Origin of the sequence: Streptomyces sp. NPDC006372, assembly GCF_040612515.1 — a bacterium.
GTDB lineage: Bacteria > Actinomycetota > Actinomycetes > Streptomycetales > Streptomycetaceae > Streptomyces.
This window is the reverse complement of the sequence record NZ_JBEXQJ010000061.1, coordinates 1-19,574: the sequence shown is the minus strand read 5'-3', so window position 1 is coordinate 19,574 and position 19,574 is coordinate 1. Positions and strand designations below refer to the sequence as shown.

Sequence of the window (19,574 nt, the reverse complement as noted above, 5' to 3'; positions counted from 1 at the left end):
CAGACAACAGATCAATGGGGCCCGTGCGGCGCGAACTCCGTCCCGCAGGGCCCCGCCCCCTCGCTCTCCGGCAGGGACACCCGCGCCCCGCTCATCGTCAACGTCCGGTAGAACCGCCCGATCCGCTCGGCCGACCGTCCCACGTAGTGCCCGATGAACGACCGCCGGAACCGGTCGCCCGAACGGTTCGGCTGCGACCCGTGCACCAGGCTGCCGTTGAAGAACAGGACGTCCCCCGGCTCCATGTCCACCGGCACCGGAGCCAGACCCGGCGGCGGGGGAACGTACTCCCGGGCGAAGGACACTCCCGCGTCCGCCTCCTCCGGACAGAACACGTCCATCCGGTGCGTGCCCGGCACGACTTCCAGGCCGCCGTTCTCCCGGTCGATCACGTCGCAGGCCAGCCACGCCGCCACGCAGGTGCCCGGCTCCACCCGCAGGTAGAAGTTGTCCTGGTGCAACGCCTGGCCCCGGGCCCCCGGCGGCTTGAAGTAGAACATGCTCTGCGCGGCCAGGGCCTCTTCCCCGAGGAGCGCCTCCAGAATCGTACGCAGCCGGGCGTCCAGCAGGACGTCGCGGGCGAGGTCGCTGATCTCGTGCGGATGCATCACCCGCGGCCACACGTGCAGCGGATCGGCGTCCGGGCCGGACGCCCGTGGCTCGAAGTGCCCCGGGACCCGGCCGCCCGCGTGCAGGGCCGCGAACTCGCCGCACAGCCGCTCGGTCTCGTCGGTCCCGAAGAGTCCGCGGACGACCGTGAAACCGTCCTCCTCGAACCCCTCCCGGTACCGGCGGAGCGCCGTGGGGTCCATGATGGGAGCGCCGGCGGCGCCGTTGCCCGTGACTGTCATCAGCGCACTCCTCGGTCAGGTGTGGTCCCGGTACGCCACGCTAGGCCGTCGAGTGGTCGAGGGGGATGCCCGTGCGTGCTGACGGATTGCCCGGCACTGCCGGACCCGAGGACGTCGGGGCCCCCGCCCCGCCACCCGGCCTGGTGGTGGCCGGCCACTTCGACCAGCCCCTCGGCTATGTCGTCAACCGGCCTCACGGATCGGCGAGTTGGCTCTTCACCTGGACCGTCTCGGGCCGGGGAAGGCTGTGGCAGGGCGGGGCGGAGACCTCGGCCGGCGCGGGCCGTCTGGTGGTGCTCGCCCCGGGCGTACCGCACGGCTACGCGACCCGGCCCGGCGACCGGCACTGGCGGTTCTGGTGGGCGCACTGCCAGGCCCGCCCGTCGTGGGCGGCGTGGCTGCGGCCGTACCACGTCGGCGACGGGATGTATGAGGTCACGTCCGCCCCGGCCGGAGTGCACGACCGCGTCGAGACGGCGTTCCGGCGGATGCATGCCGACGCCCGCCGGCCCGGGGCCGGAGCACCGCCCGACACGGCGCCCCCGGACGGGCACATCGCCGTCGCGCACGGCAGCGCGGCCCGCGAACTGGCCCTGTGCGCGCTGGAGGAGGTGGTCCTGCTCACCACCGCCGGTGCCCGTCCCGCGGCGCCCCGCCCCGGCCTGGACCCACGGATCCGCCGGGCCCAGGAGCTGATCGACGCCGACCCGGGCGCCCCGCACACCGTCCGCTCGCTCGCCGAGGGAGTGGCCCTGTCGCCGTCCCGCTTCGCCCACCTGTTCAGCCGGCAACTCGGCCAGTCGCCCATGCGCGCCCTGCGCGAGGCACGGCTGCGTCACGCCGCCCGGCTGCTGGAGGGCACCGACCTGGCCGTGGAACGGGTGGCCGCGGCCTCGGGTTTCGCCAGCCCCTTCCACTTCAACCGCGTCTTCCGCGAGCGCTACGGCACAGCGCCGGGCGCGTACCGGACCGCCGTGCAGGACAATGGTTTCCAGGTCGTGTCGAGAACGGGTGAAAACGTACCGCCAAAACCAATTGCACGGGTCGACGGGGACGACGGAAATCCCTTTCCGCTCACTGATTGACATTCTGTCAAAAAGGGTCGGCGACGTACGCAAAGCACGAAACCGCAAGATCTCTTGTTCCCTGTCGCTGACCTGTGCAAAGGTGTGCCCTGTCGGCGTGCGGACGACACGCCTTTCTTTCGTGTGCGCGAGGCCCCGTGCCGGCATACCCCTTGGTATGGACTTTATTCCCCATGTCCTTGAGAGGAATGCAGCCGTGAATGACCCAGGCCGGTCGAATTCTCAGGCTTCGGCCCGCGGGTTCGGCTCGACGGACGAGCAACTGAGCGCCGAGCTCAGGAAGTGGACGGGGGCGACCCCCGCGCTTCACCCCGTCGGCGAACTGCTGGACCGGCACTGGGAGGCGGCCTTCGCCTACGCCCGGCTGTGCACCGACGGCCCGCGTTCCGCCGGGATCCTCACGACCGCCGCGTTCACCCGGATCTTCGGCGAGACCCTGCGCCAGAACGGCCCGACCTCCGCCTGGCGGCCTCATCTGCTGGTCACCGTACGGCGCATCACCGCCGAGTGGGCCACGGACCACAGACGCGAGATGCTCCACCCGGATCTGCTGTCCGGAGCCGGCGAAGGGGAGCGGGTGGCCGCCCGGCTGCGGCCGCAACAGCACCGGCGCCTGCTGTCCGGGGCCTTCCGGCGGCTGCCCCAGTCCGCCCGCTGCCTGCTGTGGCACATCGAGGTCGAGGCCGAACCGCTCATCGAGCCCGCCGGGTTGCTCGGCCTGGACGAGGAGGGCGCGCGCGTCGAACTGGACCGGGCCCGTGACCGGCTGCGCGAGGAGTGCCTCCAACTGCACCGCGAACTCGCCCCCGACGAGGAGTGCCGTCGCTATCTGCGCCTGCTCGACGTGACGTACCGGCGTGGCGGCCGCGACATCGACCCCGATCTACGCGCGCATATCGAGGGCTGCGGGCACTGCGGCGCCGCCGCGGACCAGCTCGACCGGTTCAACCACGGGCTCGGTGCCGCCCTGGCGGAGGCGGTGCTGGGCTGGGGCGGGTGGGAGTACGCCGAGAGCCGGGAGCGCGGCGCCGGACAGACCACCGACGAGGAGGAGCCCCAGGCAGGGGCTGCCGGGCTGCCGGCGGGCACGGGCGCTGACGCCTTCACCGCCCCGGCCGGTGCGTCGCGTGCGGACTTCCCGGACCCCGTCGCCCTCGCGGGCATGGTCGGGGAATCATTCACCGACCCCGTCGGCACGGACGTCACGCCGGCCGTCTCCACGACCGGAGAGGAAGCGCGGTCCCAGGCCCCGGTGGACGCCGACGACGGCTTCCCGGCCCCGCCCGACGCCCCGCCCGCTCAGCAGGGGCGCGCTCCCGGCCGACGGGCGGCGGGTCCCCGCACAGCGGCCCGCAGATCCGCCCAGAAGGCGGCCCGCCGCGCCGCCCGGCGCAATCTCGCCGTGGGCATCCTGACCGTCAGCGGACTGGTCGTCCTCCCGCTCGTCCTGTGGTCCATCAGCAACTCGGGCGAGAGCACCTCACCGGGCGGCACGGGCCGGCCGTCCGGGGCGCCCGGCTCCGACGCGGGTGCGCCGAGCCGCGACCCGTCCTGGGTCGGGGCGGGCGAAGCCGAGAAGGGTGCCCTGCGCGGCCGGCTGCACAACCTCGCCTCGGGCCTGTGCGTCGGCCTCGTGGGCAAGAAGGCCGTCGACGACGCGGAGGCCGAGCTCACCCCGTGCTCCTCGACCCCCGCCCAGCAGTGGACGTACGAGACCGACGGGCTGCTGCGCAACGGTGCCGCCCCCGGTCTGTGCCTGGACTCGAGTCTCGGCTACTCGGTGCGACTGGCCCCCTGCACGGGCGCGTCCCGGCCGGACACGGAGAACGTCCGCTACGACTTCACCCTCCAGGGTGCCCTGGTGCCCCGCTCGAACCAGGACCTCGCCCTGGCCCCGGCCGCGACCGACGGCTCGGGAGCCCTGGTCCTCAAGGCCCGCGCCGACAGCGAGGCCCAGCGCTGGGTCATCGACACGTCCAAGGCCGACCTCCAGATGGAGGTCGTCAACTGGGAAGCCGCCGTCCCGGCCCCACGCCCGACGCCGACCCTCACCCCTCCCCCCACGAAGACGCCCTCGCCGACCCCGACACCGACCCCGTCCGCGCCCCCCTCGGCCTCTCCCGACCCGACTCCGACCAGCGCCGACCCCACCGACTCGGCCTGCTACCGCTACGGCTACCCCTGCGACGGCGACGGCCGGTACGGCTACCCCGGCTACGGTTATCCGGGCTACGGCTATGGCTATCCGGGCTACGGCGGCGGCTACGGGTACGGCGGAGGCGGCCGTCGCTGACCGGGCACGCCCTCGGCGCCGCCGGCCCCGGACGGCTCTCAGCCCCCGAGGACGCGCAGCGACAGCCACAGCGCCACCACGGCCGGCACCAGCGCCGCCGGTACGGCGAGCAGCCCCAGCCGGGTGAACTCCGCGAGTCCGACCCGGTGTCCGTGCTGCTGCACGATCCGCCGCCACAGCAGCGTCGCCAGCGATCCGGCGTAGGTCAGGTTGGGGCCGATGTTCACGCCGAGCAGCACCGCGAGCACGGCGCCGGGGCCGGCCCCGGCGGTCAGCGGCAGCAGCACGAGCACGGCGGGCAGGTTGTTGATGAGGTTCGCCAGGACGGCGGCCAGGGCGGCCACGCCCAGCAGCGTGAGCAGGCCCGTGCCGTCGGGCAGGACCCGGTGCAGCGCGTCGGCGAGTCCGTGGTCGACCACCGCACGCACGACGACGCCGAGCGCGAGCACGAACGCCAGGAAGGCCGGCGCCGCGGACCGCACCACGGTCAGGGGGGTGGCCCGGCGCCGCAGCAGCGCCCGCCCGGCCAGTACCAGCGCTCCGGCCAGCGCGGCCCACGCCGGTGCGATCCCGAGGGCGGAGGCCACGACGAACCCCGCGAGTGTGCAGGCCACGGTGACCAGGGCGAACAGTGGCAGCTCGGGAGGCGGTGACGGGGCGGGGGAGGGGAGCGGAGCGGTCAGCTCCGCGTCGAAGAAGCGCCGGAACACCAGGTACTCGGCGCCGATCGCGACCAGCCAGGGCAGCGTCATCAGGGCCGCGAACCGGGTGAAGCTCAGCCCGCTCGCCGCGAACGCCAGCAGGTTGGTGAGGTTGGAGACCGGCAGCAGCAGCGAGGCGGTGTTCGAAAGATGGGCACAGGCGTAGAGGTGCGGACGGGCCGCGACACCCATCCGGGTGGCCGTGGCGAGGACCACCGGGGTCAGCAGGACGACCGTGGCGTCCAGGCTGAGCACGGCAGTGATGAGAGAGGCCAGCGCGAACACCGCCGTCAGCAGCCGCCCGGGACGCCCGGCGGCCCAGCGGGCCATCCACGCCCCGCAGGCCGTGAACAGTCCCTCGACGTCACAGAAGTGCGCGAGCACCAGGACCGCGGCGAGGAAACCGACCACCGGCCCCAGTCGCTGGATCTCCTGCCACGCGTGGTCGGGGGAGATCACGCCGACGGCGACGGCCAGCCCGGCGGCCGGGACCGCCAGCACGGCCTCGGGCAGCCCCCGGGGCCGGGCGACGGCCCAGACGAGCACGGCGACCAGCAGCGTCACGGACAGGACTTCGGCGAGCGGGGTGTTCAGGGCGGGGTCCTCCGGGGCGTGTCAGGTCGTGCCCGCCCATGAAACCAGGCGCCGGTAAGAGCGCCGTCACGGCCCTGTGGCCAGGGCGGTCGTCAGGGCCCGCTGCCCGCCGCGAGCACCGTGAGGAACACCGCTCCGAAGCGTCCGGTCAGAGCTCGTCGAGCAGCTCCAGCTCCGCCCAGATCGTCTTGCCCTCGGCGGTGTGTCTGCTGCCCCAGCGCTGGGTGAGCTGGGCGACCAGGAGCAGACCGCGGCCGCCCTCGTCCCAGGTCTTGGCCCGGCGCAGGTGCGGCGCCGTGTGGTTGGTGTCGGACACCTCACAGATCAGCGTGGACGCGGCGTGGATCAGCCGCAGCCGTATGGGCGCGGCACCGTAGCGGATGGCGTTGGTGACCAGCTCGCTCACCACCAGCTCGGCGGTGAACGTGGCCTCGGTCAGCCCCCACTGGTCGAGCTGGTCGACGACCTGCTTGCGGATGGGCGCCACCAGCGCCGGATCGGCGGGGATGTCCCAGGTCGCGACCTGGGACGCGGGCAGTCCACGGGTGCGGGCCAGCAGCAGGGCCACGTCGTCGGCGGAGCCGGTCGGCGGGAGCAGGGTGTGCAGCACGCGATCGCAGATCTCGTCCAGGGAGTCGGAAGGGGCCGACAGGGCCTCGCGGAGCATCCGCTGGCTCGCGTCGACGTCCCGCTCGCGGCTCGCGAGCAGCCCGTCCGTGTGGAACGACAGGACGCTGCCCTCCCGCAGTTCCACCTCCGCCGCTTCGAACGGCAGCCCCCCGACACCCAGCGGGGGACCGGAGGGCAGGTCGAGCTGCCGTGCCGGGCCGTCCGGCGGGACCAGCAGGGGCAGCGGATGCCCGGCCCGGGCCAGGGTGCAGCGCCGCGACACCGGGTCGTACACCGCGTACAGGCAGGTGGCACCCACCTCCCCGGTGCCGGCGTCGACCCCGGACTCCTGGGACAGCCGGACGACCAGGTCGTCGAGGTGGGTGAGCAGTTCGTCGGGGGCCAGGTCGATGTCGGCGAGGGTGCGGACGGCGGTGCGCAGCCGGCCCATGGTGGCCGAGGCCTGGATGCCGTGGCCGACGACGTCTCCGACGACCATGGCGACCCGCATCCCGGACAGCGGGATCACGTCGAACCAGTCACCGCCCACGCCGGAGCGGGTGGCGGGCAGATAGCGGGAGGCCGCCTCCACCGCGGCGGTGCGCGGGAGGCTGCGCGGCAGCAGGCTGCGCTGGAGGGTGAGGGTCGTCTCGCGCTCGCGGGAGTAACGGCGGGCGTTGTCGATGCAGACCGCGGCCCGGGCCGTGACCTCCTCGGCCAGCATCACGTCGTCCTCGGTGAAGTCCTCGGGGCGCCGGAAGCGGGTGAAGACCGCGACCCCGAGCGTTGTGCCCCTGGCCTGGAGCGGCACGGACATCGTGCTGTGTATGCCGTACTCGCGGACGCGCCGGAAGCGGACCGGGTCCCAGGCGAGCCACCGCTCGAGGTCGCCGTCCCGCCCTGAGGCCACGATGGAGTGGCCGAGGATCAGCGAGGCGGCCTGCGGGGAGTTCTCGGGGTAGACGTCCACCTGCCCCGGCTTGGCCACGGCTTGGGGACTGTCCGAGTTGACGGACTGGTGGGCGGCCCGGCGCAGACTCACCGGCGCGGTCGGCGGGCCGGCGGACTCGCCGCCGTGCTCCCGGGCGTCGAGCAGGTCGACGCTGACGAAGTCGGCGAGGGCCGGGACGCACACGTCCGCCAGTTCCTGAGCCGTACGGGTGACGTCGAGGGTGGTGCCGATGCGCACGCTCGCCTCGTTGACCAGGTGCAGTCGCTCCCGGGACCGGTACTGGTCGCTGAAGTCGTGGGCGGTCACGCACACGCCCCGCACCTGCCCGGAGTCGTCGGTGAGCGGTGCGATCCGGGCCAGCCAGGCGTGTGCGCCCCGGGTCTCGCCGCTGGCCTTCATGTAGGCCTGCATGTCCTGCCGCCGGCCGGTGCGCAGCACCCGGAGCAGGTTCTCCTCGAACTGCCTGTTCTGCGGCCGGCTGCCGATCTCGGTGGGGGTCAGGCCCCGCAGGCGCTCGGCGGGCAGTCCGAGGAGGTCGGCCATGGCCTCGTTGACACCGCGCAGCCGCAGCCGGTCGTCGAAGATCATGGTGGCGCAGGGTGACTGCGTCAGCGACGCCCGCACCAGCGGGTCGTCCGGCAGTTCCTGATCAGCCGCCTCCGGCGGCGACACGGCGACCCACTCGACGATCTCCGCCCCGTCCGGCGGTCTGCGGTGGGCGAGCACCCACGCGGAGACCGTGTGGCCGTCGCGGTGGCGCAAGGTGAGCTCGCCGCTCCAGCGGCCGTGCTCCGGCACGGGCGGCGGAACCGCACCGTCGGCCAGCAACTCGGTCGCCGGGCGGCCCACGACCTCGTGCGCCGTGTGACCCAGCAGACGGCGCGCGCCCTCGCTCCACTCGGTGAGCGTCCCGTCGGCGCCGATGACGGCACGGGCGGCCACGCCCTCGTCGAACGGCTCGTCCGGACTCATCGTCGCCACTCCATACGGACACTCACAGTGATCAGGGAGGCCACCAGAGTTCCAGCCTAGTCCGTAGGCGCCCGGCGCGAACCGGTAACCCCGGCGTCACCCGGCACCGGACGGTCAAGGTACGGAACCGGCCGATGTGACGCCCGGGCCAGAAGGACGCTGCCGCACCCTTGACGGGCCTGTGTGACACCTCGACAGAATCTGTTTGTTCGCGATCAGTTGTGAGTACTTCTGGGCCTTAATGAGGGAGAGCCGTCATGTCGGTCACTCGCAGATCGGTCTTGCTCGCGTCCGCGGCAGCGCCCACGGTGGGAGCGCTGGCGGCCGCGCCGCAGACGTGGGCCGCAGAGGAAGCGCGCGCTGCGCCCGGCCGCCGCACCCTCGCGCTGCGCGACGGCTGGCGCTTCGCGCTGGTCAATCCGGGCGGGATCACCGACCCGACCGGCGCGTATGCCGACGCGGCGCGTCCCGGGTACGACGACTCCCGGTGGCGTGAGGTCGCCGTCCCGCACGACTGGAGCATCGAGCAGGCCCCCACCACCGAGCACGGCACCACCAGCGGCACCGGATTCCTCCCCGGCGGCCTCGGCTGGTACCGCCTGGCCTTCACCCTGCCGCCCGACCTCGCCGGCAAGCGGATCTCGGTCGAGTTCGACGGCGTCTACATGGACTCCCACGTCTACTGCAACGGTGAGGAGGCCGGCCGCCACCCCTACGGCTACACCGGCTTCGCCTTCGACCTGACCGACCTGGTGCACACCGACGGCACCACACCGAACGTGATCGCGGTCAAGGTCCAGAACCGGCTCCCCAGCAGCCGCTGGTACTCGGGCAGCGGCATCTACCGCGAGGCCCGCCTGGTGATCACCGAGCCGGTGCACGTGGCCCGCTGGGGCACCCGCGTCACCACGCCCGAGATCTCCGCCGAGCGGGCCGCCGTACGCGTGGAGACGTCGGTCGTCGACGCCTCGGGCACCGGCGCCGACGTCGAGATCGTCTCCCGGATCGTCGACCCGAAGGGCCGTACGGTCGCCCGCACCTCCTCCACGGTCGCCGTCACCGGCGAGACGACCGAGACCCATGAACTGGTCGTCCGGCGCCCCGAGCTGTGGGACATCGAGGCCCCGCACCGCTACAGCCTGCACACCGAACTGCGCGTCGGCGGCAGGACCACCGACACCCACCGGACGGTCTTCGGCTTCCGTACCTTCCGCTTCGACCCCGACGAGGGCTTTTTCCTCAACGGCGTCCACCACAAGCTGAAGGGCGTCGACCTCCACCACGACCTCGGCGCACTCGGTGCCGCCGTCAGCAAGGACGCCGTTCGCCGGCAGATGCGCATCATGCGGTCGATGGGCGTCAACGCCTTCCGCACCTCCCACAACCCGCCCTCGCCGGAGATGATCGAGGTCTGCGAGGAACTCGGGATCGTCATGCTCGTGGAGGCCTTCGACTGCTGGAAAAGCCCCAAGACGCGGTACGACTACGGCCGCTTCTTCGACGAGTGGGCGGACAAGGACGTCGCGGAGATGGTCCTGGCCGCCCGCAACTCGCCCGCCGTCCTGCTGTGGTCGATCGGCAACGAGATCTCCGAGTTCACCTCCACGGCCGGTCTCGCCATGGCCGATCGGCTCATCGCCGCCGTCAGGGCCCACGACGACACCCGCCCGGTCGTGATCGGCTCCCACCGGCACCGCAGCGTGCCCGCCCCGGGCTCCCCGGCCGACCTGATCCTCGCCAAGATCGACGGTCTCGGCCTCAACTACAACACCGCCAAGTCGGTGGACGCGCTGCACGCCCGCTACCCGAAACTGTTCCTGTTCGAGTCGGAGTCCTCCTCGGAGACCTCGAGCCGCGGCGCGTACCAGGAGCCGGAGCACCTCAACACCGGCGAGAACCACACGCCGGGCAAGCGCGCGACCTCCTCCTACGACAACAACCTCGCCTCCTGGACCATGAGCGGCGAGTACGGCCACAAGAAGGACCGGGACCGCAAGTGGTTCGCCGGGCAGTTCCTGTGGTCGGGCATCGACTACATCGGGGAGCCCACGCCGTACGACGTCTTCCCGGTGAAGGCGTCCTTCTTCGGAGCGGTCGACACCGCGGGTTTCCCGAAGGACATGTACTACCTCTTCCGGAGCCAGTGGACCGGCGAGCCGATGGTCCACCTGCTGCCGATGACCTGGAACCACACCGAGGGCGACACGGTCGAGGTCTGGGCCTACGCCAACGTCGACACCGTCGAGCTGTTCCTCAACGGGAAGTCCCTGGGCGTACGGCGGTTCGACACCAAGAAGACCGTCGACGGCCGCACGTACCTGGAGACGACCGAGGCGACCGGCGACGACAAGACCTTCACCGACGGCCCCTACCCCGGCAGCTACACCAGCCCGAACGGCAGCGCGGGCAAGCTCCATCTGACCTGGAAGGTGCCCTTCGAGCCGGGCGAGCTGAAGGCCGTCGCGCGGCGGGGCGGCAGGGTCGTCGCCACCGATGTGCTGCGCACCGCCGGCGCCCCGCACGCGATCCGGCTGACCCCGGACCGCGAGTCCCTCGCCGCCGACGGGCGTTCGCTGGTCTTCGTGACCGCCGAGGTGGTCGACCGGCGCGGGGTCGTGGTGCCCGACGCGGAACACCTGCTCTCCTTCGAGGTGGCGGGCGGCTCCCTCGCCGGGCTCGACAACGGCCGCCAGGAGAGCGCCGAGCGCTACCAGGCGAGCACCCGCACCGCCTTCCACGGCAAGGCCCTCGCCATCGTCCGGTCCGGCACGAAGGCGGGCGTGGTGAAGGTGACCGCCCGCGCCGACGGCCTGCGCACCGGCACGGCGACCGTACGGGCCACCAGGGCGGGGGACCGGGCCGCGACGGCTACGCCCGTCTTCGCGCCGGAGCAGCCGGCACCCGTCGACCACCCGCACGCGGACGCCAGTTACTCCGGCCGCCCGGACTCGCTGCCCGCCGCCATGCTCGACGGCGACCCGGCAACCGGCTGGTCCAACGGCTTCCTCAAGCAGGCCACGGCCCTGCTGCCGGCCTTCGACGGCGCCCGTGCCGAGGACTGGGTCTCGGTCGACCACGGGCGCACCCGCGGCTTCGACCGGGCCGACGTCTCCTTCACCGTGGACGGGACGCACAGCCTGCCTGCGGCGATCGAGGTGGCGGTGTGGGACGGCCGGGAGTGGCGGGCCGTGCGGGACACCGCGATCGACTGGGCCACCGCCTCCGACACCCCGACGGTGATCACCTTCAGGGCCGTCCGCGGCTCCCGGATCCGGCTCACGATGACGAGCCGCCACCCCGACGAGGCGAGGGGCGCGCTCCGCATCAGCCGGCTGGAGCTGCCGGCCGTCTGAACCCGCTCCGCGCGACGGTCCGGACGGGCGGCGGACAGCCAGTCCCGTCCGGACCGTTGACGCCGTGTCACATCAGCCACAACCATGGCCCGCGTACGCATCTGGGAGCGCTCCCATGTCCAGCGCCATCCGCCCCTCCCCAGAGGAGCCCAGACGTGAAACGACGCAGAACCGCCCTGCTGTCCCTGACGGCCCTCCTCGCGACCGCGCTCACCGCGCTGCCCTCCGCACCGGCCGGGGCCGAAGAGGTCGAGCAGGTCAGGAACGGCACCTTCGACACCACCACCGACCCCTGGTGGGCGACCAGCAACGTCACCATGGGACTGTCCGACGGCCGGCTCTGCGCCGACGTCCCGGGCGGCACCACCAACCGCTGGGACGCCTCCGTCGGGCAGAACGACATCACCTTGGTGAAGGGGGAGTCGTACCGCTTCTCCTTCCACGCGACCGGGACACCCGCCGGGCACGTGGTGCGGGCGATCGTGGGCCTGTCGGTGTCGCCGTACGACACCTACTACGAGGTGACCCCGCAGCTCAGCGTCTCCGGGGACACCTACTCCTACACCTTCACCTCGCCCGTGGACACCCCACAGGGTCAGGTCGGCTTCCAGCTCGGCGGCAGCGCTGAACCCTGGCGCTTCTGCACGGACGACGTCTCGCTGCTCGGCGGGGTGGCGCCGGAGCCGCACAAGCCCGACACCGGCCCCCGGGTGCGCGTCAACCAGGTCGCCTATCTGCCCGCCGGGCCGAAGAACGCCACCCTGGTCACCGACGCCACGGCAAAACTGCCCTGGGAGCTGAAGAACGCACGCGGCACGGTGGTGGCCCGGGGCGCGACCCTGCCCCGGGGCGTGGACGCCTCGTCCGGGCAGAACGTCCACTCGATCGACTTCGGCGCGTACCGCACCAAGGGCACCGGCTTCACCCTGGTCGCCGACGGCGAGACCAGCCGCCCGTTCGACATCGACGCGAGTGCCTACGAGCGTCTCCGCCTCGACTCGGCGAAGTACTACTACACCCAGCGCAGCGGCATCGCGATACGCGACGACCTGCGGCCCGGCTACGGCCGTCAGGCCGGACACGTGGGCGTGGCGCCCAACAGGGGCGACACGGACGTGCCCTGCCAGCCGGGTGTCTGCGACTACTCCCTGGACGTCAGCGGCGGCTGGTACGACGCCGGCGACCACGGCAAGTACGTCGTCAACGGAGGCATCTCCACCTGGGAGGTGCTGAGCACCTACGAACGCGCGCTGCACGCCCGCACCGGCGACGCCGGCAGGCTCGGCGACCGCACCCTCGCCATCCCCGAGAGCGGAAACAAGGTCCCGGACATCCTCGACGAGGCCCGCTGGGAGCTGGAGTTCCTGCTGAGGATGCAGGTGCCCGACGGCAAGCCGCTGGCCGGCATGGCCCACCACAAGATGCACGACGAGCAGTGGACCGGCCTGCCGCTGCTGCCCGGCGACGACCCGCAGAAGCGCGAACTGCATCCGCCGTCCACCGCCGCCACCCTGAACCTCGCGGCCACGGCCGCACAGGCGGCCCGTCTCTACCGCTCCTACGACAGGGCCTTCGCCGACACGTCACTGGCCGCCGCCCGCAAGGCCTGGTCGGCCGCGCTCGCCCACCCCGACCGCTACGCCTCCGAGAGCGACGGCATCGGCGGCGGCGCCTACGCCGACACCGACGTCACCGACGACTTCTACTGGGCCGCGGCCGAGCTGTACCTCACCACCGGGGAGAAGCAGTTCGAGGAGTACGTCCGGAAGTCCCCGGTCCACACGGCCGACCTCTTCAAGCCCGTCGGCTTCGACTGGGCCCGCACGGGTGCCGCGGGCCGCCTCGACCTCGCGACGGTGCCGAACAAGCTGCCCGGCCGGGACGAGGTGCGCCGGTCCGTGGTCCAGGGCGCCGACCGCTACCTGGCCACCCTGAAGGCCCAGCCCTACGGCATGCCGTACGCGCCGGACGGCAACACGTACGACTGGGGCTCCAGCCACCAGGTCCTCAACAACGCCGTCGTCCTCGCCACCGCCTACGACATCACCGGTGCCTCGAAGTACCGGGACGGAGCGCTCCAGAGCATGGACTACATCCTGGGCCGCAACGCGCTGAACATCTCCTACGTCACCGGCTACGGAGAGGTCAGCTCCCACAACCAGCACAGCCGCTGGTACGCCCGCCAGCTCGACCCCAACCTGCCGAACCCGCCGCGGGGCACCCTCGCCGGCGGACCCAACTCGAGCATCCAGGACCCCTACGCACAGAGCAAACTCCAGGGCTGTGTCGGCCAGTTCTGCTACATAGACGACATCCAGTCCTGGTCGACCAACGAGCACACGATCAACTGGAACGCCGCCCTGACCCGCATGGCCTCCTTCGTGGCGGACCAGGGCTAGCGGCCGGACCCCCGCGCCAGGGTGCCGGAGGAGGCCGCCGACAGGACGCCTCCGGCACCCGCGCGTAGCCTGGGGTCATGCACGCGGTGCGGGTGGGCGGCATCGAGGTCGCCTACGACCGGGTGGGTCAGGGCCCGCCCCTGGTGCTCGTGCACGGTGCCATGACGGACGCCCGCCTGTGGCGTGCGCAGGTCGCGGAGCTGGCCGACGAGTTCACCGTGATCGCCTGGGACGAGCCGGGCTCCGGCCGGTCCTCCGACGTGCGGCCCTCCTTCGTCCTCGCGGACTACGCCCGCTGTCTGGCGGCGGTCGTCGAGGACGCCGGTCTCGGCCCGGCCCATGTGGTGGGCACGGGCTGGGGCGGGACCGTCGTGCTGGAGCTCTACCGGCACCACGCCGGACTCGTCAGGACCCTGGTCCTCGTCGGCACCTACGCCGGCTGGAAGGGCTCGCTGTCCGCCGCGGAGGTACGGGCGCGGGTCGAGGGGGCGGAGCGGATGCTCGACGTCCCGGACGAGGAGTTCGCGCCCACCATGCCCGCGCTGTTCGCCGGCCGGCCACCCGCCGAGGCCGTCCGCACGCTGTCCCTGATGTCGGCGGACACCCGCCGCCTGAGCATGCGGACCGAACTCACCATCATGGCGGAGGCCGACCTGCGCGACCTGCTGCCCGGGATCGAGGTGCCGACGCTCCTGCTGTGGGGAGAACTCGACATGCGCTCTCCGGTGGAGCAGGTGGCCCGTCCGCTCCTCGAAGCGATTCCGCGGGCCACGCTGGTGGTGCTCCCCGGTGTCGGGCACCTCAGCAACGTCGAGGCGCCGGAAACGTTCAACCGGACGGTCCGGGAGTTCTGTCGCGCCCAGTCCTGAGCGGCCCGGCCACGGCCCGGCGCGGCGGCTCGTGCGCGACCGGTCTCCCGGGCCGTTCGTGCGCCGTCAGGGTGTGCAGCCGGGCCTGGTCCAGCGGCGCGTGCACCTCGACGTACCCGCCGTGCGGCAGCCGCTTGATCACGCCGGTCTCGCGGCCGTGCAGCACCAGCTCCCGGTCGCGCAGCCGCAACCCCAGGCAGATCCGCCGGGTGACGACGAAGACGGCCGCGGGAACGACGAACATCGCGACCCGCACCGTCCAGGTCACCGCGTTGATCGACAGATGGAAGCGGGTCGCCACGATGTCGTTGCCGCCGCCCGCCAGCAGCACCAGGTAGAGGCTGATCCAGGCCGCCCCGATCGCCGTGCGGACCGGCCGGTCGCGCGGCCGGTCCAGCAGATGGTGCTCCTGCCGGTCATCGGTGAACCTGGCCTCCAGGACCGGGTACACGCCGATGAAGAGCAGCAGCAGCGGGAACACCACGATCGGGATCAGCACGCCCAGCACCAGCGTGTGGCCCCACAGCGTGATCTCCCAGCCCGGCATGATCCGCACCAGGCCCTCGGCGAAGCCGAGGTACCAGTCGGGCTGGGCGCCCGTGGACACCTGGTCGGCTCGGTAGGGCCCGTACGACCACACCGGGTTGATCGTCGCCACCGCGGCCATCAGCGCCAGCACCCCGGACACCAGGAAGAAGAAGCCGCCCGCCTTCGCCAGGTACACCGGCATGAACGGCGCGCCCACGACATTGCGTTCGCTGCGCCCGGGGCCCGCGAACTGGGTGTGCTTGTGGTACACGACCAGCAGCAGGTGGGCCACGATCAGCGCGGCCATGACCCCGGGGATCAGCAGCACGTGCAACGAGTAGAAGCGCGCCACGATGTCGTGGCCCGGAAACTCGCCGCCGAACAGGAACATCGCCAGATACGTGCCCACGATCGGCACCGACAGCAGTGCGCCGTGGACGAATCTCAGGCCCGTGCCCGACAGGAGGTCGTCGGGCAGCGAGTAGCCGAACAGGCCCTCGAACAGCCCGAGGAAGAGCAGCAGCCAGCCGAACAGCCAGTTGACCTCCCGGGGTTTGCGGAACGAGCCCGTGAAGAAGTGCCGCATCATGTGCGTCAGCATCCCGGCGACGAACACCAGCGCCGCCCAGTGGTGCAGCTGCCGGATCAGCAGACCGCCGCGCACGTCGAAACTGATGTCCAGCGTCGACGCGTACGCCTCGGACATGCGCACGCCGTTCAGCGCGGTGTAACCGCCTTGGTAGGTCACCTCGTTCATCGACGGGTGGAAGAAGAGCGTCAGGTACACGCCGGTGAGGACCAGCACCACGAAGCTGTACAGGCAGATCTCGCCCAGCAGGAAGGACCAGTGGTCCGGGAACACCTTGCGCAGGTACTTCCTGCCGAGCGTGTGGATGCCGAGCCGCCTGTCGAACCAGTCCGCCAGACGCTCGCCTCCGGAGTTCACGCCGTCCCCTGGGGCACGTGCGCCAGCTTGTCCGGGTTGGCCACGACGTAGATGCCGCGCACCCGGTCGCCGTCGGGGGTGAGGTCCAGGACCAGGACGGCGTACGGGGCGTCGCCGTCGAACAGCACCGCCGCGTCGTCGCCGTTGACCCGCCGGTAGCGCCAGACGGGATCGCCCGGGCCGCCCCGCCCCTGAGTGATCAGACGGGCCACCTTGTCCCGGCCGTGCACCGGGCGCAGGGCCGTCGGCCTGCGCTTGCCGCCGGCGTCCGTCCAGGCCGTGACGTCCGGAGCGAGGACCTCCATCAGCTCGGCGATGTCCCCGCCGAGCGCCGCCCGCACGAACCGCTCGGTCGCCTCCCGCCGCACCCGCGGATGTGCCTCGTACCGCGGCCGCCGCGCGTGCACGTGTTCCCGGGCCCGGTGCGCCAGCTGCCGTACGGCGGCGGGGGAGCGGTCGATGACCTCGGCGATCTCGGCGTGCGGGTAGCCGAACACCTCCCCCAGGACGAACACCGCGCGTTCCAGCGGGGTCAGCGACTCCAGGACCACCAGCATCGCCAGCGACACCGACTCCGAGCGCAGCACCGGTCCGTCGGCGGTGTCCGCCGCCTCGTCGGCGACCAGCGGCTCGGGCAGCCACGGGCCGACGTACGTCTCCCGCCTGCGGCTGACCGCGGCCCGCCGGCGCAGCGCGTGGTTGACTGCCACCCGGACGAGGTAGGCCCGGGGACTGTCGACGCCGGCCAGGGGCGCGCCTCCGCCGCGAGCCGTCCAGGAGAGCCATGTCTCCTGCAGGACGTCCTCGGTGTCGGCGATGCTGCCGAGCATGTTGTAGACGACGCCGAACAGCAGCTCGCGATGGTCGACGAACACCCCGGTCGCCTCGTCGAGCGGGGCAGTGGTGCCGGGTACGGAAATCTCGGTCATGCGTGGGCCTCCCGGAGACGCGCTCACCACTGCGAGCCGCGCCGGGGCCCGGAATGTGACATCAAGCGGTGCGGTGTGACGCAGGTCTCAGCGAATCACCGGCGGGACACCCGCGTCGGTACCCCTTGAGAGTGCCTCTGACCTGGCCGTATTTACGAGTCAGTACCCGAGCGGTACCGTGAAGGCATGCCAGCTCTCAACGTGGAGTTCAGCGACCGCGAACTTGAGGACCTGCGGCAGATCGCCAAGGAGCGCGGTACGTCCATGAAGGCGCTCGTGCGCGAGGCCGCCGCGGCCGACATAGCCCGCCACCGTGCTCTGCAGGAGGGCGCGGAGGCGTTCCGCCGGTTCTTCGCGACCCACGCCGACGAGTTCGCCGCCGCCTTTCCCGACGACGAACCGCCCAGCAAGGGTGAAGGGCGGGCCGCCTGAGCGATGGCACCCGTCCTCCATATCGACGTGCCCTGGCTGCTCCAGCGGCACGAAGAGGTCCTGCCGGACCAGCCCACCGTCAACGACTTCTCCGCGCTGGTCGCCGCCGTCGCCCGGCATCGCGTCGACCCGCCGCGTCTCGGGATCGACTCCGACGCGGCCTGGCGCGCCGCCGCGCTGCTGCACACCCTCGCCGTGCTGCGGCCGCTTCCCTCGGCCAACGCCCGCTTCGCCTGTGCGACCGCCGTGGCGTACATGTTCGTCAGCGGCGTCGGTATCGACCCGCCCTACGGGGCCCTCGTCGACCTCGCCCGTGACCTGATGTCCGGTACGGCCGACGTCTACGGAGCCGCGGACCGGTTGCGTTCCTGGCAGATCTGAGGGACGCGCGATGCAGCGAAATGTCGAAAACCGGTGCGAGGGTCGGCCGCCTGTTCCCCTTTCTGACTTTCTGTCAATGGGCTGGATGTTGCACAGGCGCCTTGTTGGTCGTGTGGGGGTTGTGCAAGAGTGAAACACACGTGCGGGGGGAATGGCCGGGTGTCGCACGTGTTTTGTTGACCGGGTCCGATTCGCCGTCGGTGAATTCGCACCTCCCGCGCCGCGCCAAAAGAGGTACGCACCAACCGGGCTCCCTTTTTCGGCGTCAGGACTTCCGTGTGTCACATGCGCGTGGGAAGGAACCACCTCAGTGCCCACCCCCCACCCCCCTCGTCCCCCGTATCCCCCGCCCGGCGGGGATCCCGGGGACTCCGACGAATCCCTGGCCGCCCCACTCAGAGGCACCCCGAAGGGCGAGGTCGCCGCCCATTCGACCGCCCTGCTGATGGCGCGGCACTGGCAGCCGGTGCACGACTACGCGGTCATCTGCCTGGCCTCGTCGGCGCAGGTCGCCGCGATGGCCACCGGGACCGCCTTCCATCGGACCCTCAACCGCCTCGCCTTCGGCGAGTCGGCCGTCGCGCTGCGCCCGGCCCTGCTGGTGACCGTGCGCGACACGATCCGGGAGTGGTCCGGCGACGATCGAATATCCGCCGTCCTCCCGGCGTTGCAGAAACCCGCCGGCGGGCGCGGGCTGCGCGCGGCGACGTCCATGACGCCCGAAAATCGCGTCCTCGCGGAGCGGGCATTTCAGGCACTTCCCGCGGCGGCGCGCTGTTTGCTGTGGCATGTCGAGGTCGAGGCGGATCCTTTAACCGTCCCCGCCGGTCTGCTGGGGATGGACACCGACATCGCGGCGGCCGCGCTCGAACAGGCGCGTGACAAATTCCGCGAGGGTTGTGTACGTGCCCATAGTGAACTCGCGCCGACCCAGGATTGCCGGTTCTACAACCGCCTCCTCGACGTGCCGATCCGCCGGGGCGGCGCACTGCTGCCCGATGTCCAGGAGCACCTGGCGGAGTGCCGCTACTGCCGGAACGCGGCCGAACAACTGAGCCATTTCGAGGGCTCACTGGGCCCTCTGATCGCCGAGGCCGTGCTCGGCTGGGGCTCGCGCCGCTACCTGGACTCGCGTCCGGGCCGGGCCTCGCACGGAAGCCGGAGCGGGCGCTCCGGCCGGCGCGGTGGCGGGCGACGGGGCGACGGGCGGCTGACCGTCGGACGCCACCGTCTGCTGTCCAGGATCCCCGTGCCCGCACGCCGGGTCGCGGGCACACGGATCCCCGACGCGCTGCGCTCCTCCCGGGCGCTGCTCTCGGGTGTCGGCGCGGTGTCGGCCGGGGTGCTGGCGACGGTGCTCATCATCAGCGCGTCCTCGTACGACGGCGGGCAGGCCGACCCGGCCGGCTCCAACAGCGCCGCCAGCGAGGGCGGTACGGAATCCAGGACGCCGCCCGGCACAGCCAAGCTGCCCACGGCGCCGGGCGTGACGCGGCTGCGCAACGCCGGCGCCGACCTGTGTCTCGACATCCGGGACCTGCCGAAGGAGGGCTCCGGGACGAAGCTGGCGGAGTGCTCGACGGTGCACCGAACCGGCGGATCAGGTCGAGGTTGTCCCCGCCGCCGTACGCCACGTGACCGGTGTCCAGGCACAGGTTGGTGTAGCGGCTGTCGGACTCG

The 19,574-nt window shown here is 72.1% G+C and carries 13 protein-coding genes; 8 read left to right on the top strand and 5 right to left on the bottom strand.

The window, feature by feature from the left end:
* Window positions 1-11: 11 nt before the first annotated feature.
* Window positions 12-851, bottom strand: a complete 840-nt coding sequence (locus ABZ016_RS41415) for a phytanoyl-CoA dioxygenase family protein (RefSeq protein WP_356921953.1) — start codon at window positions 849-851, stop codon at window positions 12-14.
* Between the two features lie 65 nt (window positions 852-916).
* On the opposite strand from ABZ016_RS41415, the gene ABZ016_RS41410 reads away from it, so the two are divergent.
* Together ABZ016_RS41410 and ABZ016_RS41405 are read left to right on the top strand one after the other, a co-directional pair.
* Window positions 917-1,936: a helix-turn-helix domain-containing protein gene (locus ABZ016_RS41410; RefSeq protein ID WP_356921952.1), complete on the top strand. Its 1,020-nt coding sequence runs from the start codon at window positions 917-919 to the stop codon at window positions 1,934-1,936.
* A gap of 196 nt (window positions 1,937-2,132) precedes the next feature.
* Entirely contained in the window at window positions 2,133-4,229 is a 2,097-nt protein-coding gene (locus tag ABZ016_RS41405; RefSeq protein WP_356921951.1) for a ricin-type beta-trefoil lectin domain protein, read from the top strand.
* A gap of 38 nt (window positions 4,230-4,267) precedes the next feature.
* On the opposite strand, the gene ABZ016_RS41400 is transcribed toward ABZ016_RS41405, so the two are convergent.
* Window positions 4,268-5,524, bottom strand: a complete 1,257-nt coding sequence (locus tag ABZ016_RS41400) for an SLC13 family permease (RefSeq protein WP_356921965.1) — start codon at window positions 5,522-5,524, stop codon at window positions 4,268-4,270.
* A 148-nt stretch (window positions 5,525-5,672) separates the two neighbouring features.
* Entirely contained in the window at window positions 5,673-8,057 is a 2,385-nt protein-coding gene (locus ABZ016_RS41395; RefSeq protein WP_356921950.1) for a SpoIIE family protein phosphatase, read from the bottom strand.
* Window positions 8,058-8,314: 257 nt separating this feature from the next.
* Here ABZ016_RS41395 and ABZ016_RS41390 point away from each other — a divergent pair, with 257 nt between their 5' ends.
* From ABZ016_RS41390 to ABZ016_RS41380, 3 genes are all read left to right on the top strand, one after another.
* Window positions 8,315-11,410, top strand: coding sequence for a glycoside hydrolase family 2 TIM barrel-domain containing protein (locus tag ABZ016_RS41390; RefSeq protein ID WP_356921949.1), 3,096 nt, complete (start codon window positions 8,315-8,317; stop codon window positions 11,408-11,410).
* Window positions 11,411-11,565: 155 nt separating this feature from the next.
* Window positions 11,566-13,809: a glycoside hydrolase family 9 protein gene (locus ABZ016_RS41385; protein ID WP_356921948.1), complete on the top strand. Its 2,244-nt coding sequence runs from the start codon at window positions 11,566-11,568 to the stop codon at window positions 13,807-13,809.
* Between the two features lie 77 nt (window positions 13,810-13,886).
* Window positions 13,887-14,678, top strand: a complete 792-nt coding sequence (locus tag ABZ016_RS41380) for an alpha/beta hydrolase (protein ID WP_356921947.1) — start codon at window positions 13,887-13,889, stop codon at window positions 14,676-14,678.
* Here the strand turns inward: ABZ016_RS41380 and ABZ016_RS41375 are convergent.
* A complete protein-coding gene (locus ABZ016_RS41375) occupies window positions 14,638-16,152 on the bottom strand; it encodes a cytochrome bc complex cytochrome b subunit (RefSeq protein ID WP_356921946.1) in 1,515 nt (504 codons plus the stop codon). The two genes, ABZ016_RS41380 and ABZ016_RS41375, sit on opposite strands and share 41 nt — an antisense overlap.
* Window positions 16,149-17,081, bottom strand: a complete 933-nt coding sequence (gene sigJ, locus ABZ016_RS41370; protein WP_356921945.1) for an RNA polymerase sigma factor SigJ — start codon at window positions 17,079-17,081, stop codon at window positions 16,149-16,151. Before sigJ ends, ABZ016_RS41375 begins: the two co-directional genes overlap by 4 nt.
* A gap of 186 nt (window positions 17,082-17,267) precedes the next feature.
* Here sigJ and ABZ016_RS41365 point away from each other — a divergent pair, with 186 nt between their 5' ends.
* The 3 genes from ABZ016_RS41365 to ABZ016_RS41355 all read left to right on the top strand — a co-directional run.
* Window positions 17,268-17,513 (top strand): hypothetical protein, encoded by a 246-nt coding sequence (locus ABZ016_RS41365; protein ID WP_003994883.1) that lies wholly within the window; start codon window positions 17,268-17,270, stop codon window positions 17,511-17,513.
* A gap of 3 nt (window positions 17,514-17,516) precedes the next feature.
* Window positions 17,517-17,894, top strand: a complete 378-nt coding sequence (locus tag ABZ016_RS41360; protein WP_356921944.1) for a toxin Doc — start codon at window positions 17,517-17,519, stop codon at window positions 17,892-17,894.
* 310 nt (window positions 17,895-18,204) lie between these two features.
* A partial coding sequence (locus tag ABZ016_RS41355; RefSeq protein WP_356921943.1) for a hydrolase occupies window positions 18,205-19,574 on the top strand: 1,370 nt, incomplete at its 3' end.

Coding starts and splice junctions, on each gene's coding strand:
- ABZ016_RS41365 (WP_003994883.1), top strand. CDS start 17,268: ATGCCAGCTCTCAACGTGGAGTTCAGCGACCGCGAACTTGAGGACCTG.
- ABZ016_RS41390 (WP_356921949.1), top strand. CDS start 8,315: ATGTCGGTCACTCGCAGATCGGTCTTGCTCGCGTCCGCGGCAGCGCCC.
- sigJ (WP_356921945.1), bottom strand. CDS start 17,081: ATGACCGAGATTTCCGTACCCGGCACCACTGCCCCGCTCGACGAGGCG.
- ABZ016_RS41380 (WP_356921947.1), top strand. CDS start 13,887: ATGCACGCGGTGCGGGTGGGCGGCATCGAGGTCGCCTACGACCGGGTG.
- ABZ016_RS41415 (WP_356921953.1), bottom strand. CDS start 851: ATGACAGTCACGGGCAACGGCGCCGCCGGCGCTCCCATCATGGACCCC.
- ABZ016_RS41395 (WP_356921950.1), bottom strand. CDS start 8,057: ATGAGTCCGGACGAGCCGTTCGACGAGGGCGTGGCCGCCCGTGCCGTC.
- ABZ016_RS41410 (WP_356921952.1), top strand. CDS start 917: ATGCCCGTGCGTGCTGACGGATTGCCCGGCACTGCCGGACCCGAGGAC.
- ABZ016_RS41360 (WP_356921944.1), top strand. CDS start 17,517: ATGGCACCCGTCCTCCATATCGACGTGCCCTGGCTGCTCCAGCGGCAC.